Origin of the sequence: Pseudomonas sp. DNDY-54 (genome assembly GCF_019880365.1) — a bacterium.
In the GTDB taxonomy this organism is placed as follows: domain Bacteria; phylum Pseudomonadota; class Gammaproteobacteria; order Pseudomonadales; family Pseudomonadaceae; genus Stutzerimonas; species Stutzerimonas stutzeri_P.
Window position 1 is genome coordinate 861,510 of sequence record NZ_CP082271.1, and the last position, 17,878, is coordinate 879,387.

Annotated in this window: 18 protein-coding genes; 12 read left to right on the plus strand and 6 right to left on the minus strand. The window is 61.9% G+C overall.

Annotated elements, in window-relative coordinates:
- Positions 1-295 precede the first annotated feature (295 nt).
- The 6 genes from K4O48_RS04140 (at position 296) to K4O48_RS04165 (ending at position 6,471) form a co-directional block, all read left to right on the plus strand.
- Positions 296-1,075, plus strand: a complete 780-nt coding sequence (locus K4O48_RS04140) for a CbbQ/NirQ/NorQ/GpvN family protein (RefSeq protein WP_222911987.1) — start codon at positions 296-298, stop codon at positions 1,073-1,075.
- Positions 1,059-1,646 (plus strand): cytochrome c oxidase subunit 3 family protein, encoded by a 588-nt coding sequence (locus tag K4O48_RS04145; protein WP_222910819.1) that lies wholly within the window; start codon positions 1,059-1,061, stop codon positions 1,644-1,646. Before K4O48_RS04140 ends, K4O48_RS04145 begins: the two co-directional genes overlap by 17 nt.
- A gap of 10 nt (positions 1,647-1,656) precedes the next feature.
- The gene (locus K4O48_RS04150) at positions 1,657-1,908 is read left to right on the plus strand and encodes a cytochrome C oxidase subunit IV family protein (protein ID WP_222910820.1); all 252 of its coding nucleotides are present in this window, start codon (positions 1,657-1,659) and stop codon (positions 1,906-1,908) included.
- A 587-nt stretch (positions 1,909-2,495) separates the two neighbouring features.
- Positions 2,496-2,936 carry a c-type cytochrome gene (locus K4O48_RS04155; protein WP_222910821.1) on the plus strand — a complete coding sequence of 147 codons (441 nt, stop codon included), beginning with the start codon at positions 2,496-2,498 and terminating at the stop codon, positions 2,934-2,936.
- A 3-nt stretch (positions 2,937-2,939) separates the two neighbouring features.
- The gene (locus K4O48_RS04160) at positions 2,940-4,367 is read left to right on the plus strand and encodes a cbb3-type cytochrome c oxidase subunit I (protein ID WP_222910822.1); all 1,428 of its coding nucleotides are present in this window, start codon (positions 2,940-2,942) and stop codon (positions 4,365-4,367) included.
- Positions 4,368-4,626: 259 nt separating this feature from the next.
- The gene (locus K4O48_RS04165; protein WP_222910823.1) at positions 4,627-6,471 is read left to right on the plus strand and encodes a nitric oxide reductase activation protein NorD; all 1,845 of its coding nucleotides are present in this window, start codon (positions 4,627-4,629) and stop codon (positions 6,469-6,471) included.
- A 579-nt stretch (positions 6,472-7,050) separates the two neighbouring features.
- On the opposite strand, the gene K4O48_RS04170 is transcribed toward K4O48_RS04165, so the two are convergent.
- The 4 genes from K4O48_RS04170 to ytfE all read right to left on the minus strand — a co-directional run bounded on the left by K4O48_RS04170 (position 7,051) and on the right by ytfE (position 9,517).
- On the minus strand, positions 7,051-7,242 hold the full coding sequence (locus tag K4O48_RS04170; RefSeq protein ID WP_222910824.1) for a DnrP protein: 192 nt from the start codon (positions 7,240-7,242) through the stop codon (positions 7,051-7,053).
- Positions 7,243-7,384: 142 nt separating this feature from the next.
- Positions 7,385-8,068 (minus strand): Crp/Fnr family transcriptional regulator, encoded by a 684-nt coding sequence (locus tag K4O48_RS04175; RefSeq protein WP_222910825.1) that lies wholly within the window; start codon positions 8,066-8,068, stop codon positions 7,385-7,387.
- A 206-nt stretch (positions 8,069-8,274) separates the two neighbouring features.
- Complete coding sequence (locus K4O48_RS04180; protein WP_222910826.1) at positions 8,275-8,787, minus strand: DnrO protein; 513 nt, start codon at positions 8,785-8,787, stop codon at positions 8,275-8,277.
- A gap of 58 nt (positions 8,788-8,845) precedes the next feature.
- Positions 8,846-9,517 (minus strand): iron-sulfur cluster repair protein YtfE, encoded by a 672-nt coding sequence (gene ytfE, locus K4O48_RS04185; RefSeq protein WP_222910827.1) that lies wholly within the window; start codon positions 9,515-9,517, stop codon positions 8,846-8,848.
- A 148-nt stretch (positions 9,518-9,665) separates the two neighbouring features.
- Here ytfE and norR point away from each other — a divergent pair, with 148 nt between their 5' ends.
- From norR to K4O48_RS04210, 5 genes are all read left to right on the plus strand, one after another.
- Positions 9,666-11,195 carry a nitric oxide reductase transcriptional regulator NorR gene (gene norR, locus K4O48_RS04190; protein ID WP_222910828.1) on the plus strand — a complete coding sequence of 510 codons (1,530 nt, stop codon included), beginning with the start codon at positions 9,666-9,668 and terminating at the stop codon, positions 11,193-11,195.
- 101 nt (positions 11,196-11,296) lie between these two features.
- A complete protein-coding gene (locus K4O48_RS04195; RefSeq protein WP_222910829.1) occupies positions 11,297-11,506 on the plus strand; it encodes a hypothetical protein in 210 nt (69 codons plus the stop codon).
- A 453-nt stretch (positions 11,507-11,959) separates the two neighbouring features.
- Positions 11,960-12,955: a peptidase U32 family protein gene (locus K4O48_RS04200; RefSeq protein WP_222910830.1), complete on the plus strand. Its 996-nt coding sequence runs from the start codon at positions 11,960-11,962 to the stop codon at positions 12,953-12,955.
- A gap of 23 nt (positions 12,956-12,978) precedes the next feature.
- Positions 12,979-13,869, plus strand: coding sequence for a U32 family peptidase (locus K4O48_RS04205; RefSeq protein ID WP_222910831.1), 891 nt, complete (start codon positions 12,979-12,981; stop codon positions 13,867-13,869).
- Entirely contained in the window at positions 13,863-14,357 is a 495-nt protein-coding gene (locus tag K4O48_RS04210; RefSeq protein ID WP_222910832.1) for an SCP2 domain-containing protein, read from the plus strand. The genes K4O48_RS04205 and K4O48_RS04210 overlap by 7 nt, the downstream gene beginning before the upstream one ends.
- 68 nt (positions 14,358-14,425) lie before the next feature.
- Here the strand turns inward: K4O48_RS04210 and K4O48_RS04215 are convergent, their stop codons facing one another.
- Entirely contained in the window at positions 14,426-14,821 is a 396-nt protein-coding gene (locus K4O48_RS04215; protein ID WP_222910833.1) for a putative zinc-binding protein, read from the minus strand.
- Positions 14,822-14,918: 97 nt separating this feature from the next.
- Positions 14,919-15,596 carry a Crp/Fnr family transcriptional regulator gene (locus K4O48_RS04220; RefSeq protein ID WP_222910834.1) on the minus strand — a complete coding sequence of 226 codons (678 nt, stop codon included), beginning with the start codon at positions 15,594-15,596 and terminating at the stop codon, positions 14,919-14,921.
- Positions 15,597-15,838: 242 nt separating this feature from the next.
- On the opposite strand from K4O48_RS04220, the gene K4O48_RS04225 reads away from it, so the two are divergent.
- Complete coding sequence (locus K4O48_RS04225; protein WP_222911988.1) at positions 15,839-17,848, plus strand: ribonucleoside triphosphate reductase; 2,010 nt, start codon at positions 15,839-15,841, stop codon at positions 17,846-17,848.
- Positions 17,849-17,878: the final 30 nt, after the last annotated feature.

The following is a 17,878-nucleotide window of genomic DNA, read 5'->3' on the forward strand; positions in this document are numbered from 1 at the left end:
GAGGGCGTGCATGAAAGCGCTTGATGGCAATCAAGAGTCCCTCCGTGATGCCCGGGGCGTGACGCCTTGTCGCGGGGCAGGGAGGCGTATGCGGAAGGGCCTGGTGAAACGCCCGGTTTAGAGCGGTTCAGCTGGATCGGCCTGCGGCCATTTGCACCTGAGCTTGACCGTAATCAAGCTTCGCCAGCAGATGGCTTGAGGAGGAGGGGGGCGGCAGTTAGTTTGGCGGCAGATGAAATTATCCAACTGCTGCAGTGAGGTATTGCCAATGAACGCGCCCGAGAACCTTGCCGGCATGAGCGGTGTTCCGTTCTATCAGTCGCTGGGCAATGAAGAGGTGCTTTTCGAGCAGGCCTGGAAGCACGGCATGCCGGTGTTGATCAAAGGCCCGACCGGCTGTGGCAAGACCCGTTTCGTGCAGCACATGGCGCACCGGTTGAGCCTGCCGCTTTACACCGTGGCCTGCCACGACGACCTGAGTGCCGCCGACCTTGTCGGCCGCCACCTGATTGGCGCCCAAGGCACCTGGTGGCAGGACGGCCCGCTGACCCGTGCCGTGCGTGAAGGCGGCATCTGTTACCTGGACGAGGTAGTGGAGGCGCGGCAGGACACCGCTGTGGTGTTGCACCCGCTGGCGGATGATCGCCGCGAGCTGTTCATCGAGCGCACTGGCGAAGCCCTGAAGGCGCCGCCTGGCTTCATGCTGGTGGTCAGCTACAACCCGGGCTATCAGAACCTCTTGAAGGGCATGAAGCCCAGCACCCGTCAACGCTTTGTCGCGATGCGTTTCGACTATCCGCCAGCCGCCGAGGAGCAACGCATTGTGGCCAATGAGGCGCAGGTCGATGCCGCACTCGCCGCTCAGGTGGTCAAGCTCGGACAGGCCCTGCGCCGCCTCGAGCAGCATGATCTGGAAGAAGTGGCCTCGACCCGCCTGCTGATCTTCACCGCGCGGATGATCCGTTCTGGCATGAGCCCGCGTGAAGCCTGCATGGCTTGTCTCGCCGAGCCGCTGTCAGACGATCCACAAACTGTTGCCGCCTTGATGGATGTAGTCGATGTCCACTTCGCCTGACTCTGTTGCCATGACGAGCCGTCGGCTGCCCGGCGATCTGGCGATGTGGTTTTTCATCCTCGCCGAGCTGACGGTCTTCGCCATCCTGATCCTGGCGTTCGCCGTGACGCAGGTGCTGAACCCCGAACTGTTTCGGGAAAGCCGCGCGGCGCTCGACAGCTCCATCGGCCTGGCGCTCACGTTGAGCCTGCTCACATCCGGCCTGTTTGCCGCGCTGGCGGTGGAGCAGGTGCGCTTGGCCAGGCCGCAGCGCGGCGCCGCGTTACTGTTGGCGGCGCTGGTGACCTCATGCGTTTACGTGGTGCTCAAACTCAACGAGTACAGTCATCTGTCCGGGTTGGGTCTGGGGCTCGAGCACAACACCTTCTTCACCCTCTACTGGATCCTCACGGGCTTCCATTTTCTCCATGTTCTGCTGGGCATGGTCATTCTTGGTTGGATGGCCGAGCGTTGTCGTCGCCGCGCCTATACGGCGGGGGACTGCGCCGGGCTGGAATCCGGCGTGCTGTATTGGCACATGGTGGATATGGTTTGGGTGCTGCTGTTCCCGCTGGTTTACGTCATCAACTGACGAGGTGCAGATGTCTGCTTCGAACGTGCTGATTCTTTGCTGGCTCGGTTTGGCCGCGCTGACCACCCTCACCGTGGTGCTGGGTAGCGCCGGCTCGACCCTGCTGCTGGCTGCCGGGGTGCTGGCCGTGGCGCTGGTCAAGGCCTGGATGATCTCCGATGGGTTCATGGAATTGCGCCACGCGCCGCCCCTGTGGCGTCTGCTGCTGCTCGGCTGGCCGCTCGCGATGGCCGGCGGCATTCTGCTGGCGATGAGCCTGTAAGGGTGCGTAGGCGAGCGGTTACAGGCGCGGTGAAACGCTATTAACGGGTGATGCGGCTGGTGTGCGCCGGCTCGGCGTGGTGGGCTGAAGCCCACCCTACAACGCTGGAGTCCTGCCTCCCATGTCTACCAACGCGTGATCCCGCGCCGCTGCCCGAGACCCTGCAGTAGGGTGGGCTTTGACCCACCACAAAAGGCAACGGCAATCGCCGCTCCCGCCACGCTTCTATCTGGCTCTAGCTCCACACTCACCAGCCGCTTTGCCTCGCTGTCGACAAGGGCCCGCCTGGCCGTCCGTAATGCGGTATCCAATGGCTAAAGCCCCGTTGGGTGGGCTTCAGCCCACCGCCGCGGCGGCGACCCGCACTCCGCCCTTCGACCAGGCGCTGCCAACCACGGCCCGCCGTTTCGCCCGAATATCGGCGAGGCCCGCGATAGACCGCCCGGCGAGCACGCCCCTCTCCAATGCCGACGACCGTGGCTCGCAAAAGACCAAGCGCAGCGTTCAGGTTTTTCTTGATTGGCATCAAGCAGGTTTCGATAGCTCCCTTCTTAAACTGGCCCCGCCAACGCCATGAGGAGGCGACCATGTCCGAGACCTTTACCAAGGGAATGGCCAGAAATATCTACTTCGGGGGAAGCGTTTTCTTCTTCCTGGTGTTTCTGGGCCTGACCTATCACACAGAGCAGACCTTTCCAGAACGAACCAATGAATCGGAACTGACCGAAGCGGTGGTGCGAGGCAAAGAGGTTTGGGAAAACAACAACTGCATCGGCTGCCACAGTCTGCTTGGTGAAGGCGCTTACTTTGCGCCGGAGCTGGGGAACGTTTTCGTTCGTCGCGGTGAGGATGCGGCCTTCAAGCCCTTCCTGCAGGCGTGGATGAAGGCCCAGCCCCTGGGTGTGCCAGGTCGCAGAGCGATGCCGCAGTTCAATCTGACCGAGCAGGAAGTCGACGATATGGCCGAGTTCCTCAAGTGGACCTCGAAGATTGATACCAATAACTGGCCGCCAAACAAGGAGGGCTGAGAGATGAGCATTATGAATCCGCATCTCAAATTCCAATCGCAGGCCGTCGCCAAACCCTACTTCGTGTTTGCGCTGATGCTGTTTGTCGGCCAGATCCTGTTCGGTCTGATCATGGGTTTGCAGTATGTAGTCGGTGACTTCCTGTTCCCGCTACTGCCATTCAACGTAGCCCGGATGGTTCACACCAACCTGCTGATCGTCTGGCTGCTGTTCGGCTTCATGGGCGCGGCCTACTACCTCATACCCGAGGAAGCAGACCGTGAACTGCACAGCCCGAAACTGGCCATCATCCTGTTCTGGGTGTTCGCTGCCGCGGGCGTGCTGACCATTCTTGGCTATCTGTTCGTGCCCTATGCGGGCCTGGCGGAAATGACAGGTAACCATCTGCTGCCAACCATGGGGCGGGAGTTCCTGGAACAGCCAACGATTACCAAGATCGGCATCGTTCTGGTCGCACTGGGCTTCCTTTATAACGTCGGCATGACCCTGCTCAAGGGCCGCAAGACCGCCATCAGCATGGTCATGATGACCGGCCTTATCGGGCTCGCCGTGTTCTTCCTGTTCTCCTTCTACAACCCGGAAAACCTGGCGCGCGACAAGTACTACTGGTGGTTTGTGGTGCACCTGTGGGTGGAAGGCGTGTGGGAACTGATCATGGGTTCGATGCTGGCCTTCGTCCTGATCAAGATCACCGGCGTCGACCGTGAAGTCATCGAGAAGTGGCTGTACGTGATCATTGCCATGGCGCTGATCACCGGCATCATCGGTACCGGTCACCACTTCTTCTGGATTGGTGCACCTGAGGTCTGGTTGTGGCTCGGCTCGATCTTCTCTGCGCTGGAACCGCTGCCGTTCTTCGCCATGGTGCTGTTCTCGCTGAACATGGTGAACCGTCGTCGTCGCCAGCATCCGAACAAGGCCGCGTCGCTCTGGGCCATCGGCACTACCGTGACAGCCTTCCTCGGCGCCGGCGTATGGGGCTTCCTCCATACCCTGGCTCCGGTGAACTACTACACCCACGGTTCGCAGCTGACTGCCGCGCACGGCCACCTGGCCTTCTACGGTGCCTACGCCATGATCGTGATGACCATGATCAGCTACGCCATGCCGCGTCTGCGTGGCCTGGGTGAAGCACCGGATGCACGGGCTCAGCGCATCGAGATCTGGGGCTTCTGGCTGATGACCCTGTCGATGGTCGCAATCACCCTGTTCCTCACCGCGGCTGGCGTAGTGCAGGTCTGGTTGCAGCGGATTCCGGCTGATGGGGCAGCGATGTCCTTCATGAACACCACTGATCAACTGGCTGTGTTCTTCTGGTTGCGACTGATCGCTGGGGTGTTCTTCCTCATCGGCCTGGTCTTCTACCTCTACAGCTTCAGACAGCGTGGCCGGGTAACCGCTGACGCGCCTGTAGCCGTCGCAGCAGCCTGAGTCTTATCGCAACAGGAGCAACGGCCCGGCTGACTAGAGCGGGCCGTTGCTGTTTTCAAACCGCGCTAGGGACTGTTGATTTCTCTCGCGGCCGCGCCGGAGTCTGTTTTTGCGCGAGGCAAGGCACGAGGAGTGAAGTTTGGTTGTTCCAAATGAGCGACGAGAAACGCCGCATCGCGCACAAAACAGGCCCGGCCCGAAGGGTGCGCAGCAACGCGGCTAGTGACGAAACATCAACAGACCCTATGGAGTGATTGCAATGGCCTTTACCATCGAAGTCGAAGAGTGGGTCGGCAGCGTCTGGCACCGTTTCATCACCCGTCGCGCCAGCCCGGACTTCCCGGAAGCCAGCGTTGCGCTGGAAAGCATGCACCGACCGCTGTCGGTCCTGTTCCGCGCCATGGGCGGCGCCAGTGGAATAGGCGTCGAGGCAGCCAACGCACGCGATCTGATGCTGCGCCGCAACCTGTTGCAACAAGTCGCCGGCACCTGCAAGCAACTGCCGGTCGCCTGGTGCGATGCAAGCAACCTGCGCCTGCCGCAGAGCCTTGCGGTCTACCCTGAAGTTTCCCTCAACCAGGATCTCTATCGCTGGCTGGCGCTGCTCGCGGCGCAAGCGGGCGAGATGCGCCATTGGGCGCGTGATAACCAACGCTGGACACAACTCATTCTCGAGCGGTTCCCGGCCATGCGGCCGCGCTACGAGCGGTTGGTCGAAGCGCATCTGCAACTACGGCCGGACCCGGAGACGCTGCCCCGAGCTGAGGGTGCGCTCGAGCGTGCCATTTGCCAGGCCCTGCGTGAACCGGGCAGCGTGGCGCAGTTTCCCCGTAGCGAGGTGGCCCCCTGGCCGCTGCCTATGTGGCTGTACCCCGCGGAAAATCTCGGCGTGCCACAGGCCACCGAACTCGCCGAAGAAGATGAAGACAACAACCTGCAGGCTCCGCCGACTGAGCAGAAGGGCATGCGCAAGCGCGCCAAGCGCGTCGAGGACAGCACCAGCAAAGGCGGCCTGATGTTGTTCCGCCTGGAGAATTTGTTCAGCTGGTCCGAGCACGTCGAGTTGGATCGCCAGGGCGACGACAGCGAAAACGAGGACGCCTCGCGCGTGGCTGAAGACCTCGACGAAATCGCCATGTCGCGTCAGCGGATGCGTAAGGGGGGCGGCCTCAAGCTTCACCTCGACCTGCCGCCCACCGACGTGGATGACATTCCCCTGGGCGAAGGCATCAAATTGCCGGAATGGGATTACCGCAAGCAGCGCATGCAGGCCGATTTCGTCAGCCTGCAAATGATGTTGCCGCGCGGCTCCGAACCCATGGGGCTGCCGCTGCGGTTGAGCCCGTTGGCGCGCAAGCTGCGCCGGCAATTTGAGCACCTGCGCAACGACAGACAATGGCTGCGCGGGCAACCGCAGGGTTCCGAGCTGGACATGCAGGCTTGGCTGGACTTTCATGTCGAGCGCCAGCAGGGCCAGTGCGCCGAGCGCGGGCTGTTCATGGAGCAGCGGCAGAATCGCCGCGACCTGGCGTGCCTGCTGCTGGCCGACCTGTCGATGTCCACCGACGCGCACCTGGACGATGAGCACAAGGTGATCGACGTGATCACTGACAGCCTGCTGCTTTTTGGCGAGGCACTGTCGGCGGTCGGCGATGACTTCGCACTGTACGGTTTCTCCTCGCTGCGTCGGCAGCAGGTGCGGATGCAGGAGCTCAAAAGCTTCAAGCAGCGCTACGGCGACGACACCCGTGGTCGGATCCAGGCATTGAAGCCGGGTTACTACACCCGCATGGGCGCGGCGATTCGCCAAGCCACCGAACTGCTGGGCAACTGCAAGCAGCGGCGCAAATTGCTGTTGCTGGTAACCGATGGCAAGCCCAATGATCTGGATCTGTATGAGGGCCGTTACGGCGTCGAGGATACCCGCCAGGCGGTGATGGAAGCGCGGCGTCAGGGGTTGTTACCGTTCTGCATCACCATCGACCAAGAGGCCGGCGACTACCTGCCCTACATGTTCGGCGCGAATGGCTACACGCTGATCAAGGAGCCGCAGCAACTGCCCTTCCGCCTGCCGCAGTTGTACAAGCAACTGACCCAGCCGTAGGGTGGATGTCGCTTTTTACATCCACCGTTACCCGTTTCGGTGGATCGCTACCCGGTGGATGGCCACCCCGTGGATCGGTGAAGCGCGATCCACCCTACGGACGGCATCCCATGGTGGGCTGAAGCCCACCCTAAGAACCCAGGTCGCCGCCGCTTCACCCGCTGCCGTAGGGTGGATGTCGCTTTTTACATCCACCGTTATCAGGTTCGGTGGATCGCCACCCGGTGGATGGCCACCCCGTGGATCGGTGAAGCGTGATTCACCTTACGGACTGCATTCCCTTTGGTGGGCTGAAGCCCACCCTACAAAACCCAGCTCGCGGGAGCTTCACCCGTAGGGTGGGCTTTAGCCCACCGTGTTCTGGCGATTCCGTGTCACCTCTGGGCAAACGCTATCCATGATGGCGCCCAGCCCTGTCAGCTCGATGGCGTAGATGCGGCGTTTTTGATTTCGCTCGGTGAATCGCCACCCGGTGGATCGGTGAAGCGTGATCCACCCTACGGATTGCATTCCCTTTGGTGGGCTGAAGCCCACCCTACAATCTGAAGCCCACCCCAAGGTTCGCTTCGATGCCTTCAGCTAGAAAAGATGGCGTGGGAGCCAGACGATCATCGCGGCGCAGAAGATGGTCAGGCCGATACAGAACCACATAAAGCGGCGCTGGCGACGTTCGCCGGCGGTGTCGGCGTGGGCGGGGAGCGGCATGCCGCAGTTGGTGCATTCGGCTTCTTGCGGAGGGTTGGGTTGTTGGCAGTACAAGCACTGGGGCATGGCGGCGTCCTCTCTACGTCAGTTGCAGATTGCCATGCCCGGCTGTTGATTGAAGTTGACCGCAATCAACAGCGGGAAAAAGCCGCCCGAGTCACATAGCGCGCCGATCTGGCGGCTCGAAAACCGCCCGCACGTGCCGCCGTTACTCGAACTGTTCCAGACGCTGGCGATCGAGAATGGTGATCTGCCGGCCATCCTGGGTGATGATTTCTTCATCGATCAAACGGCGCATGATCCTGGAAAAGGTTTCCGGCTGAATCGACAGGTGCCCAGCGATAAGCTGCTTGGCCATCGGCAATTCGAAGCTGTTGCCCTCGTCTTTCAGGCGGGCGAGCTGCGTCATCAGGTAGCGAACCACACGGTGGGTGGCGTTCTTCAGTGAGAGCGTTTCGATCTCGTTGATTCGCTGGTGTAGGCGTACGCTCAGCTTGCCGAGCAGGGCGAACGACAGTTTCTGATTCGCCTCCAGCAGGCGCATGTAGGCTGTGTTGGAAAACCGGTAGACCTGCGACGGACAGACCGACTGGGCCGAGGCGACATAGTTGGGCGTGTCCATGAGCATCATGGCTTCAGCAAAGGTCTGCCGATTGCCGATCACTTCGAAGACTTTTTCCTGCCCGTCCGGCGTGAGCCGGTAAATCTTGATAGCGCCAGAAATCACAAAGTAGAACGCGTGAGCCGGTTCGCCCTGATGAAAGAGGTTGTCGCCCTTGTCCAGATTGAGCAGCTGACTGGCGCTCATCAGCTCGTCCATCTGTTCATCGTTTAGCGGTTCGAACAAGTGGTGGCTACGAAGGATCTGGTTGTGTACGCGATGAAGCACCATGCAAGGCATCCTGTTTCTAATAATTGGCCGTCCACAACGGAATCAGCGGAGCGGAAAGAACGTCGCGCGCGGACTGGCTGCCGTACCTGACGAGGCAGCCAGAGCACAGCATAAAGGCAGTGTTGAGACTAGCCCACCTGTATGGCGCGAGTATTGACGCAGGCCATTGCTGTGACGCAACGGCCAGGCGCCGCCATCACCGGGGTTTAATGATGGTCGCTCGCCGCATCGTTCCACAGGGGTGCGGCGAATATCTCAGGATAACGCTGCAGCGCCGCAAGAATGTGCCGCGCACCTTGTTGTCGCTCGGCGGGTTCGGCTAACGCCTTGGCCCCGTTCAGTAGCTCGGCGAGCAGCCCGTGCAAGGCCGCATCGGCTTGCTCCGGCAAGTCGCAGTTGGCGATCAGGAATGAAACATGCGCTTCGACCGCTGCCTGTAGCTGCATTGCCTGACGTTCGCTGATCGGTTGCGCGGGGTCGCTTGGCAGCGCCGATGCGGCCGCGTCGCGTAGACGCGTCATGCCGTCGCGCAATGCAGCGTCGGTTGCCCACTGCTGACCCTCGACAACAGGTGCCGATGTGGCATGCCCGTGATGTTCATGTTGGATGACAGCCGCCTGCGTGGTGCCGACGACCAAATCGAGTGCGACGCCGCTGGCCAGTGCCAGCATCGACGCCATGGCTATGCCCCAGGCCAAAGGTTGAATGACTGCTTTCATATTCGCCTCCGCTACTACAGGGTGCGGGCCTTACGGCCCGCGTGGGGTCGTGGTCGCTTCAGTGCGCCGAGGCGTTAGCGAACAGGATGTTGTTCTCAAGGTGGATGTGCTGCATCAGGTCGCCTCGTAGCTCCTCCAGGCCGCGGTACAGCGCGCGCCAGGTGTTGCAGGCGTTTTCCGGCGGTGTGATGTCGTTGGTCAGTTCGGCCAGGCGCTCCAGGGCGTTGCCGTGTTGGTCATGCTCGTAGCGCATGACGGCGATAGGTCCCTGGGTCTGGGGCAACTGCATGTCGCGACGCAGCATCGGGAAGAGGATCTGCTCCTCCTTCAGCATGTGGCTCTCCAACTCCTGCTGCATGCACCACAGATGCTCGGCGAGCCCGACCGGGCAATCCGCCTTGTTGCCATGTACCTGCTCGACACGGTTGGCCAAGCGGATCAGCTCGGGGAACTGCTCACGGTGACGTTCATGGAAGCGCTCGAGCAGGTAGTCGATCAGGGAAGCGGCCGGCGCGGTGCGCCAGTCGGGCTCGGTGGAGGTGCCGCTACCCATTGCGGCCAGCTCGTCCGCAATGGCCTGGGCGTCAAGGTTGCGCTGCAGGGCCGCTTCGCGCAGCGGCGTGTTGCCGCCACAGCAGAAATCCAGCTTGTGTTGGCGAAATACGCGGGTGGCGCCAGGGATGCGGCAGGCCAGGCTGCCCAGGGTTTGCTCGGTAAGCGCGGTCGACATGGGGCGTTTTCCGTAGGGTTGAGTTGCACCGACTTACGCAAGCGCTGTGCCATCAGTAAACCATTGAAAAACTGAGGAATATTTATCGAGCTGGTGAAAATTACCTGAGCGGGTTAGGGTTAAAAAAACCTTTAGGGTAACTACCACCATGATGGAAGAAGCACTGCTGGCGGATCTGGTCACCGAACTCCCGAATGCGGTTCGCCTGCAACGACTGGTGCATACGCTGCACCAGCGTTTTCGTTGCGGCGCGGTGGTGTTGCTGCGTCTCGATGACGACACGCTGCGCCCGCTTGCGGCGGTGGGATTGGTGCAGGAGGCGCTGGGTCGGCGCTTTCTCGTCGCTCAGCACCCGCGGCTTGCGGCCATCCTGTCGCAACGCGAGCCCACCTGGTTCGAGCCCGACAGCCGTTTGCCGGATCCCTATGATGGGTTGCTTGATGCACATGTCGGCGAGCCCTTGCCAGTGCACGATTGTATGGGCATCAGCCTGTTCGTGGAGGGCAAATTGTGGGGCGCGCTGACCCTCGATGCGCTGCATGCCGGCACCTTTGATGACGAGGCTCGGCGCGATCTGCAGCGCTACACGCTCGTCATCGAAGCGGCGATCCGGATCACTCGGCTTGAGCACGAAAATCGTGGCCTGCGCCTGGCCCGCAGCGATGTGCTGGAGACCACGCCGGTGACAGGTGATGGCGAGATTCTCGGTCAGAGCCAGGTGATCCGAGAGCTGTTGCGCGAGCTTGAGGTGGTTGCCGACTCCGAGCTGCCTGTGCTGCTGCTCGGCGAAACCGGCGTCGGCAAGGAGCTGTTCGCGCGCTGGCTGCACCGACACTCGCGTCGCCGCAACAAGCCGCTGGTGCTGGTTAATTGCGCCGCGTTGCCGGAGTCGCTCGCGGAAAGCGAGCTGTTCGGTCATGTCAAAGGTGCGTTTTCCGGTGCGACCACCGACCGGCCTGGCCGTTTTGATGCGGCCAACGGCGGCACGCTGCTGCTGGACGAGGTGGGTGAGTTGCCGCTGGTGGTCCAGGCCAAGTTGTTGCGTACCTTGCAGAACGGCGAGATTCAGCGCCTCGGTGCCGACAAGCCGCGGCAGGTGGACGTGCGCATCATCGCGGCCACCAATCGCAACCTTCGCGAAAGCGTGCGCGACGGCCATTTCCGTGCCGATCTCTACCACCGACTGTCCGTCTATCCGGCGCCGATCCCGCCGCTGCGTGAGCGCGGCAACGATGTGCTGATTCTGGCCGGCTACTTTCTTGAGCTGAACCGCGCGCGTCTCGGGTTGCGCAGCATGCGGCTTTCACCGGCCGCTGAGCGCGCATTGCTCGGCTATGCATGGCCGGGCAATGTCCGCGAGCTGGAGCACGTGATCAGCCGGGCGGCGCTGCGATTGCTCAGCCGGGGAGCCTCGCGCAGCGAGATTCTCACCCTGGAGCCCGATCTGCTCGATCTGGACAGTACACAGTCCGCCTCGCTCGCACCGGTTGCAGAGGTTCAGCCGGTGCCGACGGAAGCGGAGATCATCTCGCTGCGCCAAGCGGTCGACGACGCACAACGCCATGCGATCGTTCGCGCGTTAGAGGCCAGCGGCGAAAACTGGGCACAGGCGGCGCGATTGCTGGATGTCGACTCCAGCAACCTGCATAAGCTGGCCAGGCGGCTGAAACTAAAATGAGCCCGCCGTTACAGCAACAGCCGAGCAGTCCGCCGGCCGGTGCGAGTCTTCCCAAGTGCGCGGTGGTCTAAGTGCTAACCATTACGAGCGAGGAGAGTCCCATGGCGTTGGATCGTGACCAGTTTCAGACACTGCTGACCGAAGCTCAGGCCCATGCAGACCGGGCCGCCAGCGAGAATAACCCCCAACACTATCAGCAGGCATTCGAGGCCAGCCTTAAGGCCATGCGTATGCTGGCCGAAGAGTCCGGTGACTGGCGACAGGCGGTCGCCCGTGCGACGGAGGAGTTCGAGGGCAACGAGGGTGTCTGAAGAGCGTTAAGGGGACATCCGCTTGCTCGTACCGTGAGCAAATGGCTCCTACGACTCGCGGACGCGGACGCCGCTCAGGCACAGCTGTCCTCGCGGATTAGCTGGCCGACGCGTGACGTGCACCGGCGTGGTCTAGTTGGCAGGGGTTAAAACGCTCACACGGGTCGGGGTTCACCACCTCGTCCGCCGATAAGGAACGGCCGCATCGACGATGCAGCGGGTTTGCTCGCGAACGAGGGTGCCCCGATGCGCGGGGCAGGGATGGCCGCCTGCGCGCGCTCAACGATCAGTGTTCTGTTTTGTCAGGTGTCGGCCCCCGCCTGCGGTTTTCCCCTTGACCGTTATCAATGCCTCCTGCCGGAGGCCTACCTAGACTGCCGGCTTTCCGTCCGGCCCGGACGGGCGCCCTTGTTGCTACAAGGTGCGCATGAGTCCGCATGTCTAGGAGTCGCCATGCACTTGGTATGTCCGGCAGGTAGCCTGCCCGCGCTTAAGGCCGCCGTCCAACAGGGCGCCGACGCGGTCTATGTCGGTTTTCGAGACGACACCAACGCACGTCATTTCGCCGGCCTCAACATGGATGCGAAGCAGCTCGACAAGGGGCTGCAGCTGATTCGCGAAAAACGCCGCCAGTTGTACATCGCCGTGAATACCTATGCCCAGCCGCAAGGCTGGGCGCGCTGGCAACGCGCCGTGGATCAGGCAGCCGACATGGGCGTTGACGCGTTGATCGCCGCAGACCCCGGCGTGCTGAGCTATGCCGCCGAGCGCCATCCCCAGCTCAATCTCCATTTGTCCGTGCAAGGATCGGCGACCAATGCCGCCGCGCTTGCCTTCTACCAGCAGCGCTACAACATCAAGCGTGCCGTGCTGCCGCGTGTGCTCTCGCTCAAACAAGTCAAACAGGTCGCGGCAGGCAGTCCCGTCCCCATCGAAGTCTTCGCCTTCGGCAGCCTGTGCATCATGGCCGAGGGCCGCTGCCACCTGTCTTCCTACCTCACCGGTGAGTCGCCGAATCTTTGTGGCGTGTGCTCTCCCGCCAAGGCGGTGCGCTGGAGCGAAGAGCCGGAAGGCCTTACCTCGCGGTTGAATAACGTGCTCATCGACCGCTATGCCGAAGGCGAGTCCGCCGGTTACCCAACCCTGTGCAAGGGGCGCTTTATGGTCAATGGCCAGCGCTTTCATGCACTGGAAGAGCCCACCAGCCTCAATACCCTGGATCTGATTCCGGAATTGGCCAGCATTGGCGTCACCGCGATGAAGATTGAAGGTCGCCAACGCAGCCCGGCTTATGTCGAGCAGGTCACCCGGGTCTGGCGCGCGGCGCTGGATTCGTATCTGCAGGCACCCCAGCGGTATGCCGTGCAACCGGCGTGGCGCGACGTGCTTGACGGCCTGTCCGAGGGCTCACAAACGACACTCGGCGCCTACCACCGCGCGTGGCAGTGAACCTCTTCTGCAAGGAACCAACCATGAAACTCAGCCTCGGCCCCGTGCTGTTCTACTGGGATCGCCAGCAAACGCTGGATTTCTATGCCGACATGGCCAGCATGCCGCTGGACGTGATCTATCTGGGGGAGACCGTCTGCTCCAAGCGCCGCGACATGGGCCTGGACGATTGGATGGGACTGGCGCGAGACCTCGCGGAGCAATCGTCGGCACAACTGGTACTGTCAGGCCTGACCCTGGTCGAGGCCGCGTCGGAGCTGTCCAGCCTGCGGCGGCTCTGCGATAACGGCGAGCTGCTGGTGGAAGCGAACGACATGGGCGCCGTCCAGTATCTGTCCGAAAAGGGCGTGCCCTTTGTGGGCGGGCCGGCGCTGAATTTATACAACGGTTACGCCCTGGCTGAGCTGGTCAAAAGCGGCATGCAGCGCTGGGTACCGCCGGTGGAAATATCCGGTGCGATGATTCGCGACGCGCGCGCCCAGCTGTCGCGTCTGGACGTGGCCATGCCGGAGATCGAAGTCTTCGCCTACGGCCATCTGCCGCTGGCGTATTCGGCACGTTGCTTTACCGCGCGCGCGGAGAACCGTCCGAAGGATGATTGTCAGTTCTGCTGTCAGAACTACCCGGAAGGGATTCCCTTGCTCAGTCAGGAAGGCGAGGCGCTGTTTACCATCAATGGCATCCAGACCATGTCTGCCTCGGTCAGCAACCTGCTGGCTGATTACCCGGCGCTGGTCGAAAGCGGCGCCGATCTGCTGCGCCTGAGTCCACGAGCGTCGGGAATGATTCAAGTCGTCGAAGCATTCGATGCGGTGCGCAAGGGCGGGCTGCCACCGCTGGCCGTCGAAGGTTGCAATGGCTACTGGCACGGTCAGCCCGGCATGCTGCGCGCTGAGGAGGCCGGTCTATGCTGATGCCTCGCGCCCACCTGTTGAAATGGGGCGAACGGTTGCTGCCGCTGGCCGCTCGCACGCCATTCTTGCTGCAACGCATTGCCCTTGAACGCAGCTTGAACCAGATATTCGCCGAGCCGTTAGCCGACGGCGCCTTCGAAGCCCTGGAAGGCCGCTGGATGCGGCTGGAAGTCGTTGACCTCAAGCTGGCCTGGTGCCTGACCTGCGACCGACAGCTGCTGCGGATCGCCGAGCAGGCAGAGGTGCAAGTGACCATTCGGGGCAATTGGCGGGAGTTTCTGTTGCTGGCCAGCCGTCAGGAGGATCCCGACACGCTGTTCTTTCGGCGCCGGCTGGTAATCGAGGGGGATACCGAGCTTGGCCTGGCGATCAAAAACCTGATCGACAGCCTCGACCCGGACATGCTGCCGCCCTGGTTGTGGACCCTGCTGCAAGGGGCGGGCGAGGAAGTTGCTCGCACAGGTCGTGCACAACCTGCGAGTGCCTGATCTCCCTCATCGTGATCACGCCGCGGTCGGCAACAGCGGCTGCGATCCGAGCGGTTGCCAGACCTGCGCTACACCGACCTCAGCTGTGGCCGCGGCTTCATGCGGTCACTGGCGATGATGTTGCGCATGTCCTCGAACAGCGCATCCGCCTCGGCTTCGGAACAATCCTCGCGGTAGCGTTTGCGCAACCCGTAGCTGCTGAGCGTGATGTGAACATCGGCGATTACATCGTGTTGCGCCAGGCAGGCGCGTGCGCAGTGCAGCGGACAGCCATCTATCGCGAGAATCGGGCGGCCGGAGTTGGCCTTGTTGACCAGAGAACTGACCCGACCGCCCACGCCGGCGATGCAGGACATTTCTGCGAGCCCGGCACGGTCGAGCCGCAGGGCGAGGGTGTTGGCCAGCTGCGCCACGTTGGAACAGCCGGAGCAGGAATACACCAACGGCAGGCGGGGCGATGTCATGTAGTTCTCCTGATTCTTAGATGACCGGGGCAGTATCCCGAGCAATCGGATGCAGTCCCATGATGATCATCAAGAACCTGGGGCAATCTGCCGCAGCTCAGTCCTGGTAGGCCGCCAGGCCACGGCTGTCGAGTATCTCGATACGCCGCCGCTGGACGCTGATCATCCCGGATTCGATCAGCCGGTGCAGAATCCGCGAGAAGGTTTCTGGCTGGATGCCGAGTTTGGACGCGATAAGACGCTTGGGCACATCAAGCGTGACCACGCCGCTGTCGTCTTCCTGCGATTGGTAAAGGAAGCGCACCACGCGGTGGCTGGCGTTCGCCAGCGTCAGGGTGTCGATCTCGTTCAAGCGCTGATGCAGGCGGATGCTCAGGGTGCCGAGGATGTCCAGACAGATGCTTGGGTGCTGTTCGAGCATGCGCCGGTAATGCGCGCCATGCAGGCTGGCAACGAGACTGGCCTTCAGCGCGGTGGCGCTGACGGGATAGTTCGGCGCGCCGGTAAACAGCAAGGCTTCGGCAAAGGATTCGCCGCCTCGAATGACCTCCACCAGTTTTTCCTGTCCGTCGCAGACCACGCGATGCAGCTTCACCTGGCCGCTGAACAAGAAATAGAAACGTTCGGCCTTGTCGCCTTGGTGAAACAGCGACGCGCCGGAGGGCAAGCGCTTGAGATTGGCCGATGCGCAAACCTCCTGCAGGGCTGCTTCAGGCAGGCGGCTGAACAGGTGGTGGCGGCGAAGCTCCGCAACAAGCGATGTTTCGGTGAGCATGGTTCCTCCACCGGCACGCGTCCGGGATTGTTCGAGGTTGCATCCTAGAAGCCGGGGCGATCGACCTTCCTTGATCACGGACAAGATCGTCTCCCATAGGCGAGCCGGCCCCTCCTGTAAAAATCACCCGGAGCGAATTGACGATGGTCAATTCGTTTAGGCCGGCGATTCTCTACATTCCACATCATGTTGTGTATTTGTGATTTTCTTTAACTACATATGGTGAATGGAACGTGAAGCAAGTGCCTGGAGAGACCGTCCGACCCGTCTCGTTGCGTAAACGCGACGGGCGTCTGGTGGCGTTTGAGCTGAACAAGATCGACGCTGCAATCGAGGCCGCCGGGTTGGCGACCGGTGAGTTCGATCAGGTGACGGCCAAGGCGCTTGCGGCTCAAGTGCTGGTGCGGTTGCCACAGCGAGTAGTCGAGGTCGAACAGGCGCAAGATGCCGTTGAGCGCGTGCTCATGGAGGCCGGGCACTACGGGACCGCGCGTGCCTACATCGTCTATCGCGAGCAACACGGCCGGCTGCGCCGCGACCGCAAGGCGATTGTCGATGTTGCCGCGTCGATGAATGAATACCTGTCCCGCGAAGACTGGCGCGTGCGCGCCAACGCCAATCAGGGCTACTCGCTGGGCGGGCTGATTCTCAACGTCTCCGGCAAGGTCACGGCCAACTACTGGCTGGATGAGGTCTACAGCCCCGAAATCGGCACGGCGCACCGCGAAGGCGACCTGCACATCCATGACCTGGACATGCTCGCCGGCTACTGTGCTGGCTGGTCGTTGCGCACCTTGCTCAACGAAGGCTTCAACGGCATTGCTGGGCGGGTGGAAGCGGGGCCGCCCAAGCATCTGTCGAGTGCGCTCGGGCAGATGGTCAACTTCCTCGGCACCCTGCAGAACGAGTGGGCCGGCGCGCAGGCCTTCAGCTCCTTCGATACCTACCTCGCGCCGTTTGTGCGCAAGGACAACCTGGGGTTTGCCGACATCCGGCAGGCCATTCAGGAGTTCATCTACAACCTCAATGTGCCGTCGCGCTGGGGCACGCAGACACCTTTTACGAACCTGACGTTCGATTGGGTCTGCCCAGAAGATCTGCGCGACCAGATCCCTTATATCGGTGGCGTGGAGATGCCCTTCGCCTATGGCGAGCTGCAGCACGAGATGGAGCTGATCAACCGCGCCTATATAGAAGTGATGCAGGCCGGAGATGGGCTGGGCCGAGTGTTCACCTTTCCGATCCCGACCTACAACATCACCCACGATTTCCCCTGGGACAGCGAAAACGCCGATCGGCTGTTCGAGATGACGGCCCGTTACGGGCTGCCGTACTTCCAGAACTTCCTCAATTCCGACATGCAGCCCAACCAGGTGCGCTCGATGTGCTGCCGACTGCAGCTGGACGTTCGCGAGTTGCTCAAACGTGGCGGCGGGCTGTTCGGTTCCGCTGAGCAGACGGGCTCGCTCGGTGTGGTGACCATCAACTGCGCGCGCCTCGGCTACCTGCACCAAGGTGATCGCACGGGCCTGTACGAACACCTGGACGCCTTGCTGGAAATGGGTATGCAGAGCCTGGAGGTCAAGCGCAAGGTGATTCAGCATCACATGGATGCCGGCCTCTACCCTTATACCAAGCGCTACCTCGGCACCCTGCGCAATCACTTCTCCACCATCGGCGTGAACGGCCTGCACGAGATGGTGCGCAACTTCACCGAAGACGCCGAAGGCGTTCATACGCCGGCAGGTCGCGCCATGGCCATTGATTTGCTGGATCACGTACGGGCGGTGCTGGTGCGTTTCCAGGAAGAGACCGGTCACCTGTACAACCTTGAAGCGACGCCGGCCGAGGGCACCACGTACCGATTCGCCAAGGAAGACCGTAAGCGCTTCCCTGACATTCTCCAGGCCGGTTCGGCGGAGGCGCCGTACTACACCAACTCCTCGCAACTACCGGTGGGGTTTACCGACGATCCATTTGAGGCACTGGCTCTGCAGGACGAGCTGCAGACCAAGTACACCGGCGGCACCGTCCTGCACCTCTATATGGCCGAGCAGATTTCATCGGCGCAGGCCTGCAAGAACCTGGTGCGCAAGGCGCTGGGCCGTTTCCGCCTGCCTTACCTGACCATTACCCCGACGTTCTCCATCTGCCCCGTGCACGGTTACCTGAGCGGCGAACGCGAGTTCTGTCCGAAGTGCGACGAGGTGTTATTGGCCAAGCAGCAAGATGAAAAAAAGCACCCGGCCTGATCTTGTAGGAGCGGGCTTGCTCGCGAACCG